At 64.1% G+C, this 20,606-nt stretch carries 21 protein-coding genes; 8 read left to right on the forward strand and 13 right to left on the reverse strand.

Annotated features, from left to right (window positions below; translation table 11 throughout):
• Positions 1 to 175: 175 nt before the first annotated feature.
• Positions 176 to 685, reverse strand: a complete 510-nt coding sequence (locus tag K0P03_RS05835) for a DinB family protein (protein ID WP_272789117.1) — start codon at positions 683 to 685, stop codon at positions 176 to 178.
• Between the two features lie 134 nt (positions 686 to 819).
• Between K0P03_RS05835 and K0P03_RS05840 the strand changes: the two genes are divergently transcribed.
• Together K0P03_RS05840 and ndk are read left to right on the forward strand one after the other, a co-directional pair.
• Complete coding sequence (locus tag K0P03_RS05840) at positions 820 to 1,509, forward strand: glutathione S-transferase family protein (protein WP_272789118.1); 690 nt, start codon at positions 820 to 822, stop codon at positions 1,507 to 1,509.
• A gap of 105 nt (positions 1,510 to 1,614) precedes the next feature.
• Positions 1,615 to 2,037 carry a nucleoside-diphosphate kinase gene (gene ndk, locus K0P03_RS05845; protein ID WP_050742909.1) on the forward strand — a complete coding sequence of 141 codons (423 nt, stop codon included), beginning with the start codon at positions 1,615 to 1,617 and terminating at the stop codon, positions 2,035 to 2,037.
• Positions 2,038 to 2,107: 70 nt separating this feature from the next.
• Here the strand turns inward: ndk and K0P03_RS05850 are convergent, their stop codons facing one another.
• The 3 genes from K0P03_RS05850 to K0P03_RS05860 are packed head-to-tail and all read right to left on the reverse strand — an operon-like array spanning position 2,108 to position 4,634.
• The gene (locus K0P03_RS05850; protein WP_272789119.1) at positions 2,108 to 3,517 is read right to left on the reverse strand and encodes a hypothetical protein; all 1,410 of its coding nucleotides are present in this window, start codon (positions 3,515 to 3,517) and stop codon (positions 2,108 to 2,110) included.
• 59 nt (positions 3,518 to 3,576) lie between these two features.
• Positions 3,577 to 4,083, reverse strand: coding sequence for a hypothetical protein (locus tag K0P03_RS05855; protein WP_272789120.1), 507 nt, complete (start codon positions 4,081 to 4,083; stop codon positions 3,577 to 3,579).
• Positions 4,080 to 4,634, reverse strand: a complete 555-nt coding sequence (locus K0P03_RS05860; RefSeq protein WP_050742911.1) for a CGNR zinc finger domain-containing protein — start codon at positions 4,632 to 4,634, stop codon at positions 4,080 to 4,082. Before K0P03_RS05860 ends, K0P03_RS05855 begins: the two co-directional genes overlap by 4 nt.
• Positions 4,635 to 4,750: 116 nt before the next feature.
• Between K0P03_RS05860 and K0P03_RS05865 the strand changes: the two genes are divergently transcribed.
• Positions 4,751 to 5,647, forward strand: a complete 897-nt coding sequence (locus tag K0P03_RS05865) for a branched-chain amino acid ABC transporter permease (protein ID WP_272789121.1) — start codon at positions 4,751 to 4,753, stop codon at positions 5,645 to 5,647.
• Positions 5,648 to 5,653: 6 nt separating this feature from the next.
• Here the strand turns inward: K0P03_RS05865 and K0P03_RS05870 are convergent, their stop codons facing one another.
• From K0P03_RS05870 to K0P03_RS05895, 6 genes are all read right to left on the reverse strand, one after another.
• Positions 5,654 to 6,118 carry a molybdenum cofactor biosynthesis protein MoaE gene (locus K0P03_RS05870; RefSeq protein WP_050742913.1) on the reverse strand — a complete coding sequence of 155 codons (465 nt, stop codon included), beginning with the start codon at positions 6,116 to 6,118 and terminating at the stop codon, positions 5,654 to 5,656.
• Between the two features lie 3 nt (positions 6,119 to 6,121).
• The gene (moaD, locus tag K0P03_RS05875) at positions 6,122 to 6,376 is read right to left on the reverse strand and encodes a molybdopterin converting factor subunit 1 (RefSeq protein ID WP_023515485.1); all 255 of its coding nucleotides are present in this window, start codon (positions 6,374 to 6,376) and stop codon (positions 6,122 to 6,124) included.
• A 1-nt stretch (position 6,377) separates the two neighbouring features.
• Positions 6,378 to 6,962 carry a CDP-diacylglycerol--glycerol-3-phosphate 3-phosphatidyltransferase gene (pgsA, locus tag K0P03_RS05880; protein ID WP_023515486.1) on the reverse strand — a complete coding sequence of 195 codons (585 nt, stop codon included), beginning with the start codon at positions 6,960 to 6,962 and terminating at the stop codon, positions 6,378 to 6,380.
• Between the two features lie 155 nt (positions 6,963 to 7,117).
• Positions 7,118 to 7,579: a hypothetical protein gene (locus K0P03_RS05885; RefSeq protein WP_272789122.1), complete on the reverse strand. Its 462-nt coding sequence runs from the start codon at positions 7,577 to 7,579 to the stop codon at positions 7,118 to 7,120.
• A 64-nt stretch (positions 7,580 to 7,643) separates the two neighbouring features.
• A complete protein-coding gene (uvrC, locus tag K0P03_RS05890; protein WP_272789123.1) occupies positions 7,644 to 9,695 on the reverse strand; it encodes an excinuclease ABC subunit UvrC in 2,052 nt (683 codons plus the stop codon).
• Positions 9,692 to 10,456, reverse strand: a complete 765-nt coding sequence (locus tag K0P03_RS05895; RefSeq protein WP_272789124.1) for an SDR family oxidoreductase — start codon at positions 10,454 to 10,456, stop codon at positions 9,692 to 9,694. Before K0P03_RS05895 ends, uvrC begins: the two co-directional genes overlap by 4 nt.
• A gap of 357 nt (positions 10,457 to 10,813) precedes the next feature.
• On the opposite strand from K0P03_RS05895, the gene K0P03_RS05900 reads away from it, so the two are divergent.
• The gene (locus K0P03_RS05900) at positions 10,814 to 11,455 is read left to right on the forward strand and encodes an outer membrane protein (RefSeq protein ID WP_024271289.1); all 642 of its coding nucleotides are present in this window, start codon (positions 10,814 to 10,816) and stop codon (positions 11,453 to 11,455) included.
• A 226-nt stretch (positions 11,456 to 11,681) separates the two neighbouring features.
• Here K0P03_RS05900 and K0P03_RS05905 read toward each other — a convergent pair whose 3' ends face one another.
• From K0P03_RS05905 to K0P03_RS05915, 3 genes are read right to left on the reverse strand one after another with little or no spacing between them, the layout of a single operon-like run.
• Complete coding sequence (locus K0P03_RS05905; RefSeq protein ID WP_197283960.1) at positions 11,682 to 12,275, reverse strand: glutathione S-transferase; 594 nt, start codon at positions 12,273 to 12,275, stop codon at positions 11,682 to 11,684.
• Between the two features lie 12 nt (positions 12,276 to 12,287).
• The gene (locus K0P03_RS05910) at positions 12,288 to 13,097 is read right to left on the reverse strand and encodes a ribonuclease T2 family protein (protein ID WP_443020533.1); all 810 of its coding nucleotides are present in this window, start codon (positions 13,095 to 13,097) and stop codon (positions 12,288 to 12,290) included.
• Positions 13,094 to 13,954 carry a 23S rRNA (adenine(2030)-N(6))-methyltransferase RlmJ gene (locus K0P03_RS05915; RefSeq protein ID WP_272789125.1) on the reverse strand — a complete coding sequence of 287 codons (861 nt, stop codon included), beginning with the start codon at positions 13,952 to 13,954 and terminating at the stop codon, positions 13,094 to 13,096. The genes K0P03_RS05910 and K0P03_RS05915 overlap by 4 nt, the downstream gene beginning before the upstream one ends.
• 111 nt (positions 13,955 to 14,065) lie before the next feature.
• Between K0P03_RS05915 and K0P03_RS05920 the strand changes: the two genes are divergently transcribed.
• The 4 genes from K0P03_RS05920 (at position 14,066) to creD (ending at position 20,548) form a co-directional block, all read left to right on the forward strand.
• Positions 14,066 to 16,180 (forward strand): molybdopterin-containing oxidoreductase family protein, encoded by a 2,115-nt coding sequence (locus tag K0P03_RS05920; RefSeq protein ID WP_443020534.1) that lies wholly within the window; start codon positions 14,066 to 14,068, stop codon positions 16,178 to 16,180.
• Between the two features lie 20 nt (positions 16,181 to 16,200).
• Positions 16,201 to 16,797 (forward strand): NUDIX domain-containing protein, encoded by a 597-nt coding sequence (locus K0P03_RS05925; RefSeq protein ID WP_050742919.1) that lies wholly within the window; start codon positions 16,201 to 16,203, stop codon positions 16,795 to 16,797.
• Between the two features lie 347 nt (positions 16,798 to 17,144).
• Positions 17,145 to 18,935 carry an aspartate--tRNA ligase gene (gene aspS / locus K0P03_RS05930; RefSeq protein ID WP_023512796.1) on the forward strand — a complete coding sequence of 597 codons (1,791 nt, stop codon included), beginning with the start codon at positions 17,145 to 17,147 and terminating at the stop codon, positions 18,933 to 18,935.
• 182 nt (positions 18,936 to 19,117) lie between these two features.
• Positions 19,118 to 20,548: a cell envelope integrity protein CreD gene (gene creD / locus K0P03_RS05935; RefSeq protein WP_272789127.1), complete on the forward strand. Its 1,431-nt coding sequence runs from the start codon at positions 19,118 to 19,120 to the stop codon at positions 20,546 to 20,548.
• Positions 20,549 to 20,606: the final 58 nt, after the last annotated feature.

Raw genomic sequence — 20,606 nt, forward strand, 5'->3', positions numbered from 1 at the left:
GCCTGTGCCGTCCCGCATCAGCCTCAATGGCAGCGACTATCCCATTACCGATCGCCCGTGCCTGTCACTTAGGTGACAGGACGAAGCAGCCCCCTTAATCGATGCCGAGCGCTCCCATACACCCCAAGTGTATCACCACTATTGCAGGAACAGGAAGGGTCACTCGCCCTAAAATTTATAGGAATTCCTTTCCTTCGGTGCGCGCGAAGTAGATGAGATCGAGCGTAATGCTCGGCCCGCCGACCGCTGTCAGCATGCCGTGGCACTGGCCACGGTGGTGGGTCTGGTGGTTGAACATGTGGGTGAGGGCGGGGCCAAGCGGATGGGTGATGACCGTCGGATTGGTGAGCGGGCTATAGGTGAAATCGGCGGCGATCGTCTCTTCCGAAAGCGAATCGGCATAGGCGACCAGCCGGGCGTCCTCCGCCTGTCGCGCCGCCCAGAGGCCGGAAAAATCCTCGTGGAGGATCGTATCGAGGCGCGTCGGGGCATCGCCCATGCCGGTGAAGCGTTTCATCCAGATGCGGTCGGCCGTGAGCAAATGGTTCAGCGTGCGGTGCAGCGAGCCGAAGAAAGTGCCGGTATCCCGGCGAAACGCGTCGTCGTCGAGCTTGCCGACTTCGGTGTAGAGCGTACGGTTGGCCCAGGCATTGTAGGCGGCGAACATGCGGTAGTGGTCGAGCATTGCAGTCTCCATGATCTGACCGAACTATAACCGAAGCGCGGATGGGCCGCGTGAATACCACCCATGAAATTATGTGATTTGCGTAAGGCGTCATCCTGCGGTCCTATGGCGGGAAACCGAACGAAGAGGCTTTGATGACCCGACTGCTCTATGCGCTTTCCGGTGCCGACCGGACCCGCCAGTTTTCGCCCCATGTCTGGAAGACGGTGATGTCGCTCGCCCACAAGGGCCTTGCCTATGAGACGGTGCCGGTCGGCTTTACCGAGATCCCGGCTATCGAGGGCGGCAGCACGGCGACGGTGCCGCTCCTGCGCGACGGTGACCGGCTGGTGCGCGACAGTTTCGACATCGCGCTCTATCTCGACGAAGCCTATCCCGACCGTCCGTCGCTGTTCAGCGGGGAGGGCGGAAAGGCGATGGCCCGCTTCATCGAGAGCTGGTCGCAATCGATCCTGCACATGGCCGTCACCCGCATCGCCATCCTTGACATCCACAATCTCCTGGAGCCTGCCGACCAGACCTACTTCCGCCGCAGCCGCGAGGAACGCCTCGGCGCCTCGCTCGAGGAGATCGCGGCGGCCGGCAAGGCGGAGGTCGAGGGCTTTTCCCGAAAACTGCAGCCGCTGCGCAACATGCTAAAGATCCAGCCCTTCATCGGCGGCGAAGGCCCGCTCTTTCCTGATTATATCGTCTTCGGCGCGCTGCAATGGCTGCGCACGACGGCGGGCACGAAGGTGCTGGAGGAGGGCGATCCCGTTGCCGACTGGTTTGCCCGCTGCCTCGATCTGCATGGCGGCGTCGGCCACCGTGTGACGGCGGCGTGAAACTTTGCCGCTGGCGGCGCCAATCGCGGCGCCCCTCTTGTTTTGCCGGTCGTTGGCGGCTATGGAACCGGCCACTTTCACCGGAAAACCAAGGGAAACGGGAAAATGGCGATTGAACGCACCTTTTCGATGATCAAGCCGGACGCGACGAAGCGCAACCTGACCGGCGCGATCACCAAGATGCTCGAAGACGCGGGCCTGCGCGTCGTTGCTTCCAAGCGCGTCTGGATGAGCAAGCGCGAAGCCGAAGGCTTCTACGCCGTTCACAAGGAGCGTCCGTTCTTCGGCGAGCTCGTTGAAGGCATGACCTCCGGCCCGACGATCGTCCAGGTTCTGGAAGGCGAAAACGCCATCCTGAAGAACCGCGAAGTCATGGGCGCCACCAACCCGGCCAATGCCGACGAAGGCACGATCCGCAAGACGCACGCCCTGTCGATCGGCGAAAACTCGGTTCACGGTTCGGATGCTCCGGAGACCGCTGCTCAGGAAATCAAGTACTGGTTCTCCGACACCGAAATCGTCGGCTGAATCGGTTTCTCCGGCTCCGGCCGGAAACCTTTGACGGAACTTGAAAACCGGGGCCGAAAGGCCCCGGTTTTTATTGTGCCGGGTCGAACTTGAAGAGCGGCTGGCCGGCCAGGAGCAGTGCTTCGGCCGGGTGGTGCATGTAGCTCTGGCAGCCGCGATCGAGGCGCATTGCAAAATCGGTGGCGATGGCAAGCTTCGTTTCGGCTGGCTCGACGGCAAGGACGAAATCGGCAAGACGAGCATGGTCGCCGGCGGCAAACAGCAGCTCTGCGACGATCGGCGCCTTTACCGGGTCTTTTGCAAGCGGCGTCAGCGGTACGGATGTCAGGGATTTTGAAAGCTCCGCCCACAATGGCCATTCCGCCTGGAATTTCAGGCTGATATCCGTCGGCGCCTCCGGGAGGACATCGGACTTTCCGGTGAGGTAGGGAGCAAGCGCGCCGATCGCCACGATCCGGTCGATGAGGTCCCGTATCGAGACATTGCTGGTCGGGGGAACGACGCGGCGCGTATTGATAGGCATGCTTTCGAGCGTCGTATCGACCACGGCAGGATCGGGCACGGCAGCGCGAAGGGTCCGATAGGCCAGCAGCCATGCAGGATCGAGAAGGCCTTCCGGCTTGATCCGCCCGGCCGAGATCTCGGCCAGAACCACCGTCGCCGCCTTTTCCGCGGAGGCGACATCGCCGGTCTGGTTCAGATAGGTCATCAGGAAATCGCGCTCCGGCTCCTTCGCGGCCATAATCCAGATGGCATGCAGGCTTTTCTGCGTCGCCTGCATTGCGGCATCAGGCACCGGGATTCGCGGCAAGGCCGGGTTGCCGACCAGCGCCGGCGCCCAGCTCCACATGCGCGTCAGGTCCGCGAGCATCGCTACCTCGGGAAAGCTGGCAACGAAGACCGGCCAGGCATTCGGGTCGCGCTGGCTCGCAACGAGCCCCGCCTGAAGGAAGAACAGCTTGTGGCGGCCTGCCGATGCGGCGAGCCTGGCCTTCTCCTCGTCGGGCCGGTCTGCAATGGCGGGCACGATCCGCCCGCTTATCGGGATCTGCCGTTCCGGCGGCAGGCTGGCGATGGCGGCCAGCAATTTGTCGCCATCGCCATGCACCAGGATTGCCCGCACGGTGGAGATCAGCCCGTTCAGTTGAACCGGATCGGCGTTGCCCAGCGCGTCGAACCCGTCTCGCGCTCCATCGATGGCGCCTGCAAGATCGATGGCTTCGCGCACGCCGGCATCGCGCAGTCCGTGGGCGAGCTTGGTCGCCTCGTCCATGGAAAGGCGGCCGTAGCGGATTTTCAGATAGGCGGCTTCCGCCCCGAAACCGCGCGCTTTCAATCGCGGCAGTTTTTCCCGGTCGGCCAGCACCGTATCAGAAAATGCAAGGATGACGGGCTTTGCTGGACAGGTCGCGGCTTCCTCGGCATAGGCCGCAGGAGAGAAAACGGACAGGCCGAGAACCAGGGCAGGCAGGAATCGCATCGGTCCGATCCTCCGGGAAGCAGCTTTGGAGGGAACGCACGAACCCTGGCGAATATTCGTCAGTCGGTGGGGCAGGTCGCCATTTCGAAATGCGCCGGCGCCTTGCCGTCCTTGAACACCTCCGGGTTCTTGTCGTAGCCGGGGCCGACGACCAGCGCCTTTGCCGGCAGGATGCTCTGGTCCACATTGGACGTAACCCGGGTTTCCAGGCTTTGCAGCACCGCGCCGTCTGGCCCGACGACCCGGATGGTCACCTTGTAGGGAACGCCCTTCTTCACGCAGGAGATGTCCGGGCTCTCCAGCGCGACGCGGGTGAGGTTGGCAAACAGCTTGCGCTCCAGCGTCAACGGCGCGCCGCCCGCCGGGTTTTCGAACTCGGCCCGGACCACGGAGCCTTCCGGCACCGGTTCTGTCCGGTCGAGCGTCACCATGTAGGTGGCGTAGGCGAGGCGGTAGTTGAAGACGAACATCTTGCCCGTCAGCTTGAGCGGATCCGGTCCCGTCTCGCGCTGGCAGGCGGCAAGCGAAAGCAGGAGCGGCAGCAGGATCAGCCAGGACGCTCTCATGGCCCTTTCTCCTCGCGGTTGCGGTGATAGTGGCGGCTGGCCTTTGCCCGGTTGCCGCAGACCGCCATGTCGCACCAGGCGCGCGAACGGTTGCGGCTGCGATCGAGGAAAAGCCAATGGCAGTTCGGGCAGATTTTCAGGCGCTCCGACTCGGGCTGCGCGAGCAGGAGCAGGGCCGAGCGCGCCGTCGCGGTATCGAGCGCCTGCGGCCTTGTACCCGAGCGACGCAGCGTGGCGGCGATGGCCTCCAGGAGACCGGCAAGCAGCGCCGGCGTTCCCTGGCCCAGCACTTCGGCACGAAAATGCCGGTCGATCGCCTCGCGCAGCGCGAAAAGTCCCGCGCGTGCATCCTCGCGCACCGGTTCGAGCGAGCCGAAAAGTGCGCGCTCCGCCCCGTGCCGGCCTGCTCCGGCGGGGAAGGCGTCCATGACGACAGGATCGGCGAAACGGTCGATCCGCCGCTCGGGATCACCGCGCAGCACGACCGAATTGGCGACATCGAGGGCGAGTGCGCCGCCGGAGAAACGATGCGGGGTCCAGGAAAAGGTCATGCGATATTCTAACTGGTAAAAGTATTTTTGCCAGTTATAATTCCGTATGGATCCAGGAGGACGGGGAGCGCCCTTCCGGGCGGCGTGCGTGACAATGCGGGAAACCTGGAACCGCCATGGCCTATTTCCTCCAGCAGATCGCCAATGCCGCGCCCGTGGCCGCGCTCTATGCGGCGCTCGCCTTCGGCTATTCGATCGCCTTTGCCGTAACGCGCCGGGCGGATATCGGCTATGGCGCGCTCTTCGCCTTCGCCGCGCAGATGTTCATCCTGTTTTCCGGGTACGGCTGGGATCGGCTCTGGCTGATGTTGCCGGCAGCGCTCGGTTTCGGTGCGGTCGTCGCGCTGCTTTACGGCGTCGGGGCAGGCCTCGTCATCGGACGCCATGTCATGCGCCCGCTCGCCTTCTCCTCGGACAACACGGTGGTGGTCGCCGCGCTCGGCGTCGTTCTGGTGCTGATGGAGACGGCGCGGCTCGCCTCGGACACGCGCAGCCTCTGGCTGCCGCCCTTTCTCAACACGCCGGTCGTCCTGTGGAGTGATCCGGCCTTTCCCGTCGCGCTGACGGTGCTGCAAATGGCCAACCCCCTTGCCATGGCCGCTATCGTTCTTGCCGGCCACGTCTTCCTCGCGCGGTCCGCCTGGGGCCGGCGCTGGCGGGCGGTTTCGCAGGATCGGCGGGCGGCGGAGCTCTGCGGCGTCGATGCTGCGGGCGTCTACCTTTCGGCCTATGCGCTGGCGGCGCTGATCGCCAGCCTCACCGGCATCCTTGCCGTCTCCTATTACGGCAACATGGATTTCGGCGGCGGCCTCGTCTTCGGGGTGAAGGTGCTGTTCATCGCCGCCATCGGCGGGGCGGGCACGCCGCTGCTCTCCGCCCTCGGCGGTGCGGCCATGGGCCTCGCCGAAACGCTCTGGAGCGCCTATGGCGATTTCCTGTGGCGGGATCTGGTGATCTTTTCCGCGCTGGTGCTGCTGCTGGTGATCTTCAGGCGCGAGCGGCCGTCGCCGTGAGGGACGTTACGACCACTTGTTCCGCGCCCGGTCGTCGCTTTCCTTGGCATCCACCCAGCCGCCCTCGCGGCCGTCGGCAAAGTGCTCCTTCTTCCAGAAGGGGGCGGAGGTCTTCAGATAGTCCATGACGAAGGAGGCGCCGTCGAAGGCGGCATGCCGGTGCGGGGCGAGCGCGATGACGAGCACGATGTTCTCGCCCGGTGCGATCTTGCCGACGCGGTGGATGGCGGTGATGCCGAGAAGCGCGAAGCGCTCGACGGCCTCGCGGCAGATGCGGCCGATTTCGGCTTCGGCCATGCCGGGATAATGTTCGAGCTCAAGGGCGGACAGTCTGCCGCCCTCGTCGCGACAGAGGCCGGTGAAGGTGACGATGGCACCGGTATCGCGCCGGCCGGCAGTCATGCGCGCAGCTTCCGCGGCGGCGTCGAAATCCGCCGGCTGGACGCGCACGGTGACCGGGACGCCGGCCACCGCTCAGCCTCCCGTCATCGGCGGGAAGAGGGCGATCTCGCGGGCGCCGAGAATGGGCTCGTCATGCTCGACATGCTCCTGGTTGATCGCGATTCGGATAACCGTCTCATGCTCCAGCGCGTGGGCATAGTCCTCGCCGAGCGTCTTCAGATAGGCGAGCAGGTCGCCGCCGGTCCTGACGGAGGCGGGCAGGTCGATCTCTTCCTCACCCTTGCCGATCCGTTCGCGCACCCAGGCGAAGTAGACGAGCTTCGTCATCTCACTCGTCCACGATGTGCTTCAGGCCGACGCGGAAATAGTCGTAGCCGGTATACATGGTGATGAGGGCGGCGGCCCAGAGCAGGGTGATGCCGATCTCCGTCGTGTATGGCAGGATCTTGTCGCCGGCGGGGCCTGCCAGAAGGAAGGCGATGGCGAACATCTGGATCGCCGTCTTCCACTTGGCGATGCGCGTGACGGGTACGCTGACCTTGAGGTCGGCGAGATATTCGCGCAGGCCCGAGACGAGGATCTCGCGGCATAGGATGATGATCGCGGCCCAGATCGTCCAGCCGGCGATGGTGCCGTCGGCGGCCATCAGCAGCAGCACCGAGGCGACCAGCAGCTTGTCTGCGATCGGGTCCAGCATGCGGCCGATGTTCGACGTCTGGTTCCAGATGCGGGCGAGGTAGCCGTCAAGATAGTCGGTGATCGAGGCGACGACGAACAGCCAGAAGGCCGCCCAGCGCGCAAAGTCCGACGATTCCAGCCGCCCTTCGACGAAGAAGCAGAGAACGATCAGGGGCACGGCCACGATGCGGGCGTAGGTGAGGAGGTTCGGTATGCTGTATGCGCGGGAAGCCATGGATTCTTCAGTCTCGACAGGTTTGCGGCTAGATGAGGTCTTTGTGACATCGCCGTCAACCTTTGTTTCCGGCAATTCTTGGCGATTTTACGGAGCGTGGACGAATGTCGCAGCCATTGTCGCAAAACGCTGCGGATTCTCCGGTTCTGGCGGGTTCACGTCGGAGGTTTTCCGTCCGTCGTGAAGGCGGCGGAAAAGCGCTTGCCATCCGGCAGCGTGCCCTCGCAGGCAATTGTCGCCGGTCCTTTCATCGGGTTGCCGAAACCGCAGGTGCCCGTCGCCGGAAAGACGTCCGGCTGGTCCGGCGTGTCCGTGCGGCTGACGATCACCTTGTCGAGCTTGACCACGTCCGTCTCCGGTGTCGGATTGTCGCCGTCCATGCCGGTGAAGGTAATGATGCGGCTGTCGTCGAGAACGAAATAGAAACCGACGCGGCCGTCCGGATAGGTGACGTTGAGCAGCTTTTGCGAACAGGCCTTGCTGAATTCCAGGTCGCCGACGATGAGTTCACTGCAGGTTCCGCTGACACCCAGCATCTGCGCATCGCCGACCTGCGTCTGCGCGGCTGTCGCGAGAAGACAGACGCCGAAGGGCGTGATCCGGCGGAAGGCGGTCATGATGTCGCTCCGGGTGAAGGAATGCCGTGGAGGCACCCTAGCACCCACCGGCAGGGCGGGCCAGCTATCCCGCGGCGTCGTCGTGGAAATGGTTGTAGACGATGCGGGCGACGCTTTCGGAAATGCCGGCGACCGCCATGAGGTCGGCCATCGCCGCGCGGGAAACGGCCTTGGCGGTGCCGAAATGCTGGAGCAGGGCACGCTTGCGCGTCGGGCCGATGCCACCGATCTCGTCGAGCGGGTTCTTCACCATTTCCTTCTTGCGCCGTGCCCGGTGCGAGCCGATGGCGAAGCGGTGCGCCTCATCGCGCAGGCGCTGCACGAAATAGAGCACGGGATCGCGCGGCGGCAGGGAGAAGTCGGCAAGGCCCTTCATGAAGAAGCGTTCGCGCCCGGCCTCGCGGTCGGCGCCCTTGGCGACGCCGATGGCGACGACCTGGTCGGTGATTCCAAGGTCTTCGAGGATGGCGCGCACCGCCGTCATCTGGCCCTGGCCGCCGTCGATGAGAATGACGTCGGGCCAGGCGGGGAAGGGCAGGTCCGCCGCGTCCGCACTCTGGTCGGCGGTGCGGTCCGGCAGTCCTTCTTCCTTGATGAGGCGGGAGAAGCGCCGGGTCATCACTTCCTTCATCATGCCGAAATCGTCGCCGGGCGTGATGTCGGTCGATTTGATGTTGAACTTGCGGTACTGCCCCTTCACGAAGCCTTCCGGCCCCGCCACCACCATGCCGCCGACGGCATTGGTGCCCATGATGTGCGAGTTGTCGTAGATCTCGATGCGGCGCGGTACGGAGGAAAGCTTGAACGTTGCGGCGAAGCCATCGAGCAGGCGGGACTGCGAGGCCGTCTCCGCCAGCTTGCGGCCATGGGCCTCGCGGGCATTGGCGACGACATGGTCGACGAGGTCCTTCTTCTCGCCGCGCTGCGGCACGGAGATGGCGACCTTGTAGTTCGAGCGTTCGGAAAGAGCCTGGCTGAGCAGGTCCATTTCCTCGACGGATTCGGAGAGAAGAATCTGCCGGGGACAGGGTTTGTCGTCGTAGAACTGGGCGAGAAACGCGTTCAGCACTTCGGCGCCTGAAAGCTGCGGGTCGGCCTTCGGGAAATAGGCGCGGTTGCCCCAATTCTGCCCGGTGCGGAAGAAGAACACCTGGATGCAGGAGACGCCGCCCTCGTGGTGGATGGCGAAGATATCGGCTTCCTCGACGCCGGCCGGGTTGATGCCCTGGTGGCTCTGGACGTGGCTCAGCGCCGCCAACCTGTCGCGATAGACGGCGGCGCGCTCGAAATCGAGGTCTTCGGCAGCGGCATTCATGGCCTCGGCCATGTGCGCCTTCACCTTCTGGCTCTTGCCGGAAAGAAAGTCCTTCGCCTCCTGCACCAGCTCCGCATAGTCGGCATCGCGGATCTCATGGGTACAGGGGCCGGAACAGCGCTTGATCTGGTAGAGCAGGCAGGGCCGTGTGCGCGTCTCGAAGACACTGTCCGTGCAGGTGCGCAGTAGGAAGGCGCGTTGCAGCGAGTTGATCGTGCGCCCCACCGCGCCGGCGGAAGCGAAGGGGCCGAAATAGTCCCCCTTCCGGCTGCGCGCACCGCGATGTTTGAAGATTGCCGGCGCACGCGTATCGGCCGTCACGAGAATGTAGGGGAAGGACTTGTCGTCACGCAGGAGCACGTTGAAGCGCGGGCGCAAGCGCTTGATGAGGTTCGCTTCCAGCAGCAGCGCCTCGGTTTCGGTGCGCGTGGTGACGAACTCCATGTTCGCCGTCTGGCGGATCATCTGGGTGATGCGGTTGGAATGGCCGCGGCCCTGCGCATAGTTCGTCACGCGCTTCTTCAGGCTGCGCGCCTTGCCGACATAGAGCACGTCGCCGGCCGTGTTGAACATGCGATAGACGCCGGGGCTGTTCGGCAGGCGCTTGACGAAGTGCTGGATCAGCTCGGCGCCGATGATGCCCTCGGGGGTATCGCCGCCTTCGTTCCAATCGATTCCGGGAGTGGCGATGCCGGGCGTGACGGCGCCGGTTGCCGCGGGGGATTCCTGCAGCTCGTCCTCGTCGTCCGTCTCGTTCTCGTCATAGAGGATGCCGCCATCCTCCACCTTCCGGCCATTCATTCGGTTATTCCCCCGACATCGGGTGTTTCCCAGGCGAGATGCTGTCCGCCGTCGAGCGCTATCATTTGCCCGGTAATGGATGGCGTGTCGAACAAAAAGCGAACTGTGCGGCCAAATTCCCCAAGATCCGGTCCCCGGCGTAGGATCAGGCCCTCCACCTGCGCCTGGAAGGCGGCATCGTCCTGCCGCTCGTTCGGCAGCGACGGGCCGGGACCGATGGCATTGACGCGCACGCGCGGCGCAAAACTCTGCGCCATGGTGCGGGTCGCCATCCACAGCGCCGATTTGGAAAGCGTATAGGAATAGTAGCGCGGCGTCGGGTTCCAGACGCGCTGGTCGATGATGTTGACGATCAAGCCCGCTGTGCCCTCTGGAAGCTGGCAAGCGAAGTCGCGTGCAAGGATCGACGGCGCCTTCACATGCACGGCGAAATGCCGGTCCCACAAGGGATCGTCGAACGCCTCGACCGTGTCGGGCTTGAAGAGGGAGGCGTTGTTGACAAGGAGGTCGATGGGGCCGAGCGCCGCTGCCGCAGTGCCGATCAGTCGACCGGTCGCCGCCCCGTCCGCGAGGTCGCATTGCACGGCGACGGCCCTTCCGCCGGCCTCATTGACGGCGCTGGCCATCGCCTCGGCGTCTTCCAGAGATGTGTTGGCATGGATGGCGACGGCGAAACCGTTCGCGATGAGGTCTTCCACGATGGCCTTGCCGATGCGTTTCGCGCCGCCCGTCACGAGGGCTGTCCTGAGGGGCTTGTTCACGAAAATCCATCCTGCCGATTCATTTGATTAACCGGCCCAAGATATAGACATCCCAGCGCAGGCTTAAACTCCCCCTGACAATTGGTTGCAGAAAAATTAACTGCAAAAGCGACTTCAAAGTAATTTGAAGTATATTTTATTGATTTTTCCGCTTACTGAAATCGTGGTTAACAAATACCCTGGTGCGCAAAAGTCACATCCCATTTGTGCCGCGCCGTTGCCACAATCATTTCACATTTTGGCTCTTTCAATTCCTCAATCTTTATTCAATTTCCGCTCAACCGGGCGGGACTGAATTGGAAATGACGATGCCCGATCGCCTCCCAGAGAGGGCGTCGTTTAGTAAAGGAGAATATCATGCGTACACTTATCGCCACCCTCATCGCTTCGACCGTTTCCATGGTCGCTTTCCAGGCTGCTCACGCTGCTGACGCCATCGACGAAATTCCGCAGGCTCCGGCCGCCGAATATTCCGAGCCGGTTGCCAGCGGCAACTGGGCCGGCGCCTATGCCGGTGGTACGGCAAGCTGGCAGCGCGGTGACTTCAACCGTCAGGGTGACGCCAAGGCGAACGGCCTCGGCGGCGGCGTCTACGGCGGCTACAACATGCAGAGCGGCCAGCTCGTCTACGGCGGTGAAACCGACCTGAACTACTCGGGCGTCGATGCCGAGCGCAACGGCCTCAAGGGCAAGCAGGGCGTCAACGGCTCGATCCGCGGCCGCGTCGGTATCGACCTGAACCCGGTCCTCGTCTACGGCACGGCCGGTATCGCCGGTACCAACGTCGAGATGAAGAACGCCAACGGCAAGGACGACCGCAACATGGTCGGCTGGACCGCCGGTGCCGGTGCCGAAGCCTTCGTGACCAACAACGTCACGGCGCGTATCGAGTACCGCTACAGCGACTACCAGAAGAAGAGCTTCAACCTCGGCGGCGACAAGGTCAAGTCGGGCTTCGAAGACCACAGCGTTCGCGTCGGTCTCGGCGTGAAGTTCTAAGCCTCACGGCTCCAGCAAGACGGAAAGGCCGGGCGAAAGCCCGGCCTTTTCTGTTTTGGAGGGATGGGATTGCCCCTCACCCTAACCCTCTCCCCGCAAGCGGGGAGAGGGGATGTGCCCCGCAAATTGTTGTTGCCTGGGGAAATCGTCGCGGCATATCCCCTTCGCCCCGTTTACGGGGAGAAGGTGGCCGGCAGGCCGGATGAGGGGCTTTGCAATCGAGCCGTCAGTCTTTGAACTGCGCATAGTCAGGGAAAACCGCCTCGAAGCGGGAGAGGAAGCGCTTCAGCTTCGGCCGGCCACGCTGCCATTTGCCGGCAAAGCGCAGCTCGATGTAGCGCAGCATGGCGGCGAGCGCGAAATGGCCGGCATTTGGCTTCTTGCCGAGGCGCGGCATGTTTTCTTCGAGATGGTCGAGCGCACGCTCCACCTTCTGCCACTGCCGGTCGATCCAGGGCTGGTGGACCTTCTCTTCCGGTCGCGAGCGGCGCTCGTAGACGATGGCGAGCAGGCTGTCGCAGATACCGTCGGCCGTCGCCTCCAGTATATCCACTTCCGTGCGTTTTGCCGCATTGCGGGGGTAGAGCGTACCCTTCGTCTGGCGGTCGATGTAGTTCATGATCGCACGGCTGTCATAGACAGCAAGGCCCTCGTCGGTCACGAGCGTCGGGATCTTCCCGAGGGGATTGGCAGCCAGCAGCTCCGCCGGGTCGGCATTGGTGTCGGCTGAGACCGACTGCGCGGCAAGGCCTGCGAAATGCGCGGCCATGCGCACCTTGGTGGAATAGGGCGAGGCACTCGAATAGAAGATCTTCATCAGCGGCATCCTGTTCTAGCGAATGGGCGGTTGTTCGATGGATTTGGCGCGGCAGCCCGCGCGGTCGACGGCAGGGCAGGTGCGGAAGGAAAGGTCCGTCGTCATGCAGATGCGGATCTCCTCCAGCCGCCCGTCTTCGCAGGTCACGGCGATGCCCTTGCGATCGAGCCCGGGATTGGCCGCGATGAAGGCGGCCTCCGCCGCATCGGGGGAAAGCCGGGCAACGCCGCGCTGTGGCGCGAGGTCGGCGGGAATGTCGATGCGCTCGAAGGCCGCGCGGGTCACGGCAAAATAGTCCTTCTGGCTGAGGCCAGAGCAGGAGCCGTGCTTGCGCCACTGGTGGCCGACCAGCCCCATGGAGGGAATGATGTCGAGCACGGTGCGGCCGAGCTTCTCCGGCACGCGGTCCGGCTGGCGCGTCGGGCAGAATTCCGGGTAGCCGCGGTCGTTCTGCGGCCAGAGCCCGTGCACGATGAAGCCGTTGTTCTCGCCGCGCCGGCACTGTTGCGTTCGGCCGCCTGCATCGTTGTCCGCGCACCAGGTCGGTGACCAGGAGAGCGACAGCACGTAGAAATCGAAGCCCGTGCCGAGCGGCACGGCCGCGCGCGTTTCCGGCGCTTTGCGGCTCGCCTCGGTCTTCTGCTTTTCGGCCGGCTTGTCCTCGCTGCAGCCGGCAAGCGCGGCCAGCCCGGCGAGGAGCAGACACAGGGGGCGGGCGAGGGGGAAGGAAGGCGGGCGGCTCATCGTTCGGCGGTGGCAGGCAAAGGCGTCATTGAGGTCTCCCGGTTCGGCGCGCGATTGTTGCCGCCGGACGGCAAAGGTCAAGAGGCCTTCGTCTCCCCGGCGATCCAGAAGGCGCGGGCCGAGGCGAAGCGGTCCTGCGCCAGCCGCTCCTTGAGGAAGGGCAGCAGAACGTCGAGTTCCTGCTTCAGCGTATAGGGTGGATTGACGACGATGAGGCCGGAGCCCGTCAGTCCCGTCGTCTCGCGGTCGCTCTTCACCGAAAGCTCCGCGCAGAGCATCTTGGGGATGCCTGTCTCCTTCAGCGCCTTGTGGAAGGCGGCGATGGGAGCGTTCTTTTTCAGAGGATACCACAGGCAATAGACCCCGCCGGGAAAGCGGCGCACGGCCTTTTGCAGCCCGTCGACCAGCCGCTCGTACTCGCCCTCGATCTCGAAGGGCGGATCGACCAGCACGATGCCGCGCTTTTCCTTCGGCGGCAGGTGCGCGCCGAGCGACAGCCAGCCGTCGAGCCGGGTGACGCGGCTCTGGAAGTCGCCGTCGAACAGGCGATGCAGCGTCTCGTAGTCGTCCGGATGCAGTTCCATGGCGGAGAGCCGGTCCTGCGGGCGGAAGAGCAGGCGCGCCAGTTTTGGCGAGCCTGGATAATAGGTTAGCCCGCCTTGCGGATTCAACTCGTGAACAGCCTTCAGGTAGGGCGCGAGAATTTCCGCAACCGCCGCCGGCAGGTCGCCGTCGAGCAGCCGGCCGATGCCGTCGCGCCATTCGCCTGTCTTCTGCGCTTCCCCGCTCGAAAGATCGTAGAGGCCGATGCCGGCATGGGTGTCGAGCACGCGGAACGCCTTGTCCTTGCCCTGCATGTAGAGGACGAGGCGAGCGAGCACGGCGTGTTTGAGCACATCCGCGAAATTGCCGGCGTGATAGATGTGGCGGTAGTTCATTTGAGGCCCCGTGCGACGCCCACGATCATCCGCGCTGATGCGACGATGAATTGTTGCAATGGTAGAATGATTTGCCTTTTGGCACTTCGTGCTCTGCAATATAGAAAAGCCATGAACGTTGCGACCCCCCATCTCGGAAAACCGCGTATCGGCCACTCGGCCTGTCCGCATGACTGTCCCTCCACCTGCGCTCTCGATGTCGAGATCGGCGCAGACGGACGCATCGGCCGCGTCAAGGGCAGCGCCGACAACAGCTACACGGCCGGCGTCATCTGCGCCAAGGTCGCCCGCTATGCCGATCGCCTCTACCATCCGGACCGGTTGATGAAGCCGCTGGTGCGCAGGGGCGAGAAGGGCGGCGGCGAATGGGCCGACATTTCCTGGGAGGCGGCGCTCGACGCCATTGCGGAAAGCTTCGTCAGGGCCGAGCAGGCCCATGGCAGCGAGGCGGTCTGGCCCTATTATTATGCCGGAACGATGGGTCTGGTGCAGCGCGATTCCATCGAGCGCCTGCGTCATGCGAAACGCTATTCCGGCTTCTTCGATTCGATTTGCACCAATCCCGCCTGGACCGGCTTTTCCATGGGCGCCGGAACGCTGCGCGGACCCGATCCGCGCGAGATGGCAAAATCGGACTGCGTGGTGATCTGGGGCACAAACGCCGTCTCCACCCAGGTCAACGTGATGACCCATGCGGTGAAGGCGCGCAAGGAGCGGGGGGCGAAGATCGTCGTTGTCGACATTTACGACAACCCTACGATGAAGCAGGCCGACCTTGCATTAAAACTTCGGCCCGGCACCGATGCCGCGCTCGCCTGCGCCGTCATGCATGTCGCCTTCCGCGACGGTTATGCCGACCGTGCCTATATGGAGGCATTCGCCGACGACCCGGCCGGTCTCGAAACGCATCTTGCCAGCCGTAATCCGGCCTGGGCGGCCGGAATCACCGGTCTGACGGTGGACGAAATCGAGGCCTTCGCCGCTCTCGTTGGGCAAACAAAACGGAGTTTTTTCCGCCTCGGCTATGGTTTTACCCGCAGCCGCAACGGTGCCGTCTCCATGCATGCGGCGCTCTCCATCGCCACCGTGCTCGGTTCCTGGCAGTATGAGGGCGGCGGTGCGTTCCACAGCAATTCCGCGATCTTCCATCTGCGCAAGGGCGAGTTGACGGGCGCGAAGCTCGTCGATCCCGATATCCGCATGCTCGACCAGTCGCAGATCGGCCGCATCCTGACAGGCGATGCCGTCGCGTTGCGCGGGCGCGGCCCGGTCAACGCCATGCTGATCCAGAACACCAATCCGGCGAATGTCGCGCCGGAGCAACGCCTGGTGAAGCAGGGCTTTCTGCGCGACGACCTTTTCGTGGCGGTGCACGAGCATTTCATGACCGATACGGCGAAGCTTGCCGATATCGTGCTGCCGGCCACCATGTTCGTCGAGCATGACGACATCTATCGCGGCGGTGGCCACCAGCACATCCTGCTCGGGCCGAAGCTCGTCGAGCCGCCCGAAACGGTACGCACCAATCTTTTCGTCATCGAAGAGCTCGCCAGGCGTCTCGGCGTCGGCGACATACCGGGCTTCGGGCTTTCCGAGCAGGAGCACATCACCCGCATGCTGCCCTACTACGAGCGGGATTTCGACGGCCTGAAGGAGGAGAAGTGGATCGACTGTCAGCCAGATTTCGAAACCGCGCATTTTTCCAAGGGCTTCGGCTTTCCCGATGGCAAGTTCCGCTTCCGGCCGAACTGGACGAACACGCCCGCGCCCAACCGGCCGCCGAAGGTGCTTGGCGCCTTCGGTCCGCATGAGGCGCTGCCGACCTTCCCGGATCATGTAGCGATCATAGAGACGCCGGATGCGGATCACCCCTTCCGTCTCGCCACGTCGCCCGCCCGAACCTTCCTCAACTCGACCTTCACGGAGACGAAGGGCTCGCGCGAACGCGAGGGCCGGCCGGAGGTGATGATCCATCCCGAGGATGCGGCGGCGCGCGGTGTAGCCGAGGGCGATATCGTACAGCTCGGCAACGTCCGCGGCGACATCCGCCTGCACGCCAAGGTGACAGACAGCGTGAAGCCGGGTGTGCTGATCGCCGAAGGGATCTGGCCGAATTCCGCCCATCTCGACGGGGAGGGCATCAATGTCCTGACCGGCGCCGACCCGGTCGCGCCCTATGGCGGCGCTGCCTTCCACGACAACCGCGTCTGGCTGCGCAAGGCCTGAACGTCACGCAAGGATTTTTCATGACGTCCGACATGTCCTCCGCCGTCCGTATCGTCGATCAGCAGACGGTCTGGAAGCGCTTCATCCATCTTCGCACTGTCGTGGTCGAGCAGAGGCGGGCGGACGGCCGGGTGGAGCAGCTGGATCGCGAGGTGCACGACCATGGCCCGGCGGCCTGCGTGCTGCTGGTCGATCCGGTCCGCCAGTCGGTCATCCTGGTGCGGCAGTTCCGCCCCGGCGCCTTCTTCGGCGGCCATCCGGACGGTTTCCTTGCGGAAGTGCCGGCGGGCCTGCTCGACGACGACGCGCCCGAGGCGGCCGTCGCCCGCGAGGCGATGGAGGAGACCGGCTATGCGGTGCGCGACGTGCGCCATCTCTTCGACATCTATTCCAGCCCCGGCACGCTGACGGAGCGCGTCGGCTGCTTCGTTGCCCGTATCGACGCGACGGCGCGTGACGGCGAGGGCGGCGGCGTCGACGGGGAGGGCGAGGATATCGAGGTCGTCGAACTGCCGATCGACGAAGCCTACGGCCTCATCGCCACCGGTGGCATCCAGGATGCGAAGACCATCGTCATGCTGCAATGGCTGATGCTGCACCGTGGGGAGTTCGGCTGATTCTTCGCCGGGATCATGTTCGCGGCCGGGATGCAGAACGTTTCCGGGGCGCGGCTGGAAGCAAGGCGTAGCCCCTCACCCTGACCCTCTCCCCGCAAGCGGGGAGAGGGGACGTGCCCCACGAACCGGTGATGACGAAGGAAAACGGTGCGGCATATCCCCTTCGCCCCGCTTGCGGGGAGAAGGTGGCGGCAGCCGGATGAGGGGCGGGGACACGCGGCACCCTCCCGGCAAAAGACCCGCAAGCCTTGACAAACAGCGTCGGCCATGCGCTTTTCCGCGCGATTTTTCTTGGTCGCCGCGCCGGGTTCTTCCCGCGCGGCCTATCAGCATTTCAGGATACCACGATGCACCGTTACCGCAGCCACACCTGCGCCGCCCTCCGCAAGTCCGATGTCGGCCAGACCGTCCGTCTTTCCGGCTGGGTTCACCGCGTTCGAGATCATGGCGGCGTGCTCTTCATCGACCTGCGCGACCATTACGGCATCACCCAGGTCGTCGCCGATCCCGATTCGCCGGCCTTCAAGAAAGCCGAGACCGTGCGCGGCGAATGGGTGATCCGCATCGACGGTCTCGTCAAGGCGCGCACCGAGGATACCGTCAACAAGGGCATGCCGACCGGCGAGATCGAGCTCTACGCGCAGGACATCGAAGTCCTCTCGGCCGCCAAGGAATTGCCGCTGCCGGTCTTCGGCGAGCCGGACTATCCGGAAGACGTGCGCCTGAAGTACCGCTTCATCGACCTGCGCCGCGAGACGCTACACAAGAACATCGTCAAGCGTACGCAGATCATCTCCTCCATGCGCAAGGGCATGGGTGAGGCGGGTTTTGCCGAATATACGACGCCGATCCTGACCGCCTCCTCGCCCGAGGGCGCGCGCGACTTCCTCGTGCCCTCGCGCATCCACGAAGGCAAGTTCTTCGCCCTGCCTCAGGCCCCGCAGCAGTACAAGCAGCTCCTGATGGTTGCCGGTTTCGACCGCTACTTCCAGATCGCGCCGTGCTTCCGCGACGAAGATCCGCGTGCCGACCGCCTGCCGGGCGAATTCTATCAGCTCGACGTCGAGATGAGCTTCGTCACCCAGGAAGACGTCTGGGAAACGATGGAGCCGATGATGACGGCCGTCTTCGAAGAATTCGCCGAGGGCAAGCCCGTCACCAAGAAGTGGCCGCGCATCCCCTATGACGAGGCGATCCGCAAGTATGGCTCCGACAAGCCGGACCTTCGCAACCCGATCGTCATGCAGGCCGTCACCGATCATTTCGCCGGTTCCGGTTTCAAGGTCTTCGCGAACATGATCGCCTCGAACCCGAAGGTCCAGGTCTGGGCGATCCCGGCCAAGACCGGCGGTTCCCGTGCCTTCTGCGATCGCATGAACGCCTGGGCACAGTCGATGGGCCAGCCCGGCCTCGGCTACATCTTCTGGCGCAAGGAGGGCGAGAAGCTCGAAGGCGCCGGCCCGCTGGCGAAAAACATCGGCGAGGAGCGCACGGAAGCCATCCGCATGCAGCTCGGTCTCGATGACGGCGATGCCTGCTTCTTCGTCGCCGGCGATCCCGCGAAGTTCTACAAGTTCGCCGGCGAAGCCCGCACGCGCGCCGGCGAGGAGCTGAACCTCGTCGACCGCGATCGCTTTGAAATGTGCTGGATCGTCGACTTCCCGTTCTACGAATACAACGAAGACGAAAAGAAGATCGACTTCGCGCACAACCCCTTCTCCATGCCGCAGGGTGGCCTCGAGGCCTTCGACAGCAAGGACCCGCTGGAGCTGAAGGCCTACCAGTATGACGCGGTCTGCAACGGCTTCGAAATCGCCTCGGGCTCGATCCGTAACCAGTCGCCGGAACTGATGGTCAAGGCCTTCGAGAAGGTCGGCCTCTCGCAGGGCGACGTGGAAGAGCGCTTCGGCGGCCTCTACCGCGCCTTCCAGTACGGTGCTCCGCCGCATGGCGGTTGCGCCTTCGGCATCGACCGCGTGGTCATGCTGCTCGTCGGCGCGAAGAACCTGCGCGAGATCTCGCTGTTCCCGATGAACCAGCAGGCACAGGACCTCCTCATGAACGCCCCGTCGCCGGCCGCCCCGGCGCAGCTGCGGGAACTGGCGCTGCGCGTCGTTCCCTCGCAGAAGAAGGACTGAGCCTTCGCGGCTGTCTCCTGTGAAAGGGCCGGTGGAAACACCGGCCCTTTCCTTTTGCGCGGACGCCACAATGCCGTGAATTCGCCGCCAGTCGATCCCAATTCCGCGCACAATCAGTCGAAATGCACCCCTAGCGTGAAGATGCGCCCGAAAGAGGCGATTCACGACTGGAGGGACTTTTCATGACATCGACGGAAGCGGACGATCCCATTCCCGTATCGGACAGGCAGATGCCGCCCATCGAGCCGCGCGGCAATCTTGCCACGTTCCTGCGATCGCCTGGCGTCAAATTCATCATGATCGGCATCATTTCGGTGGCGCTGCTGGTGCCGCTGCTCCTGGTCTGGGGCCTGACGGAGGAGCGCGCACAGCGCGCGGCCGATGTCTCGCGGCGCATCGCCAACGGCTGGGGCGGCGACCAGGCGATCAACGGCCCCTATCTTGCGGTACCCTTCGAGGTCGAGCGCAGCCGCACGATGGATGCGCGCACGGTCGTCGAGCGGGTGACCGAATGGGTGCTCGTCATGCCGGAAACACTCGACGTGACGGCCGACCTGAAGGCGGAGGAGCGCAAGCTCTCCATCTACACGCTGCCGGTCTATAACGGTGCGCTGACACTGAAGGGCCGCTTTGCCGGCAACATCCTGCAGGACCTTGCGCAATTCGACGGCACGCCGCAGCTCGACCGGGCGTTTCTGGTGCTCAACATCAACGACATCACCGGCATCCGCTCCGATGCCGGTGTGAGGATCGACAACGGGGTCGCGCGTCCGTTCGATCCCGGCATGCGGCAGATTTCCGCGATGGCGAGCACGGGCGCGGAGGGTTATGCCACACCACAAACGAGCGCAGGCGTGCACCGGTTCATCGAACGCTCGCTCATCGAAAACGGTTTCGTCTTCGAGATCGCCCTGTCGCTCAACGGTTCGCGCAGCTTCGCCGTCGCGCCCGCCGGCCAGACGACGACCTTTTCGGCCAAGGCGAACTGGCCGCATCCCGGTTTCGAAGGCCTCTTTCTGCCGGAGCAGAAGACCGTCACCGCGTCGGATTTTTCGGCCAAGTGGACGATCCCCTATCTCGCCCGCGGCATCGACCGCGTCGCTGCCGGCCCGACCCTGCCGTTGTCGGGCAGCATGATGAGCATCAACCTCGTGGAGCCCGTGCAGTTCTATCAGGTGGTGTCGCGGACGCTGAAATACTCGATCGGCTTCATTTCGCTCGTCTTTCTCGCCGTCTTCGTCGTGGAGCTGAAGGGCGGGCGCATGGTGCACTGGATCCAGTATGTGCTGACGGGGCTTGCGCTCATCGTGTTCTACGTACTGCTTCTGGCGCTTGCCGAACACACCGGTTTCACCATCGCCTATGCCGCAGCCTCGCTCGCCACGACCCTGTTGATCGCCGCCTATCTCGGCAGCGCGACGGGCAGCCGCAGGAACGGCCTGTCGCTCGGCGCGGTGCTGCTCTCGGCCTATGGCGTCATGTATCTGGTGCTGCGCGAGGACGAATACGCGCTGCTCGCCGGCGCGCTGATCTCCTTCGTCACCATCGCAGCGACGATGTACGCGACGCGCCGCGTCGAATGGTCGGTGCCGCAGGCGGCCCCGGCTCGCTGAGGCAAGTCTCTCAACGCAAAAGGCCCGGAGCGTCAGCTCCGGGCCTTTCCTTTTCGGT

This window comes from Shinella sp. HY16 (assembly GCF_028534175.1).
Taxonomy (GTDB): domain Bacteria; phylum Pseudomonadota; class Alphaproteobacteria; order Rhizobiales; family Rhizobiaceae; genus Shinella.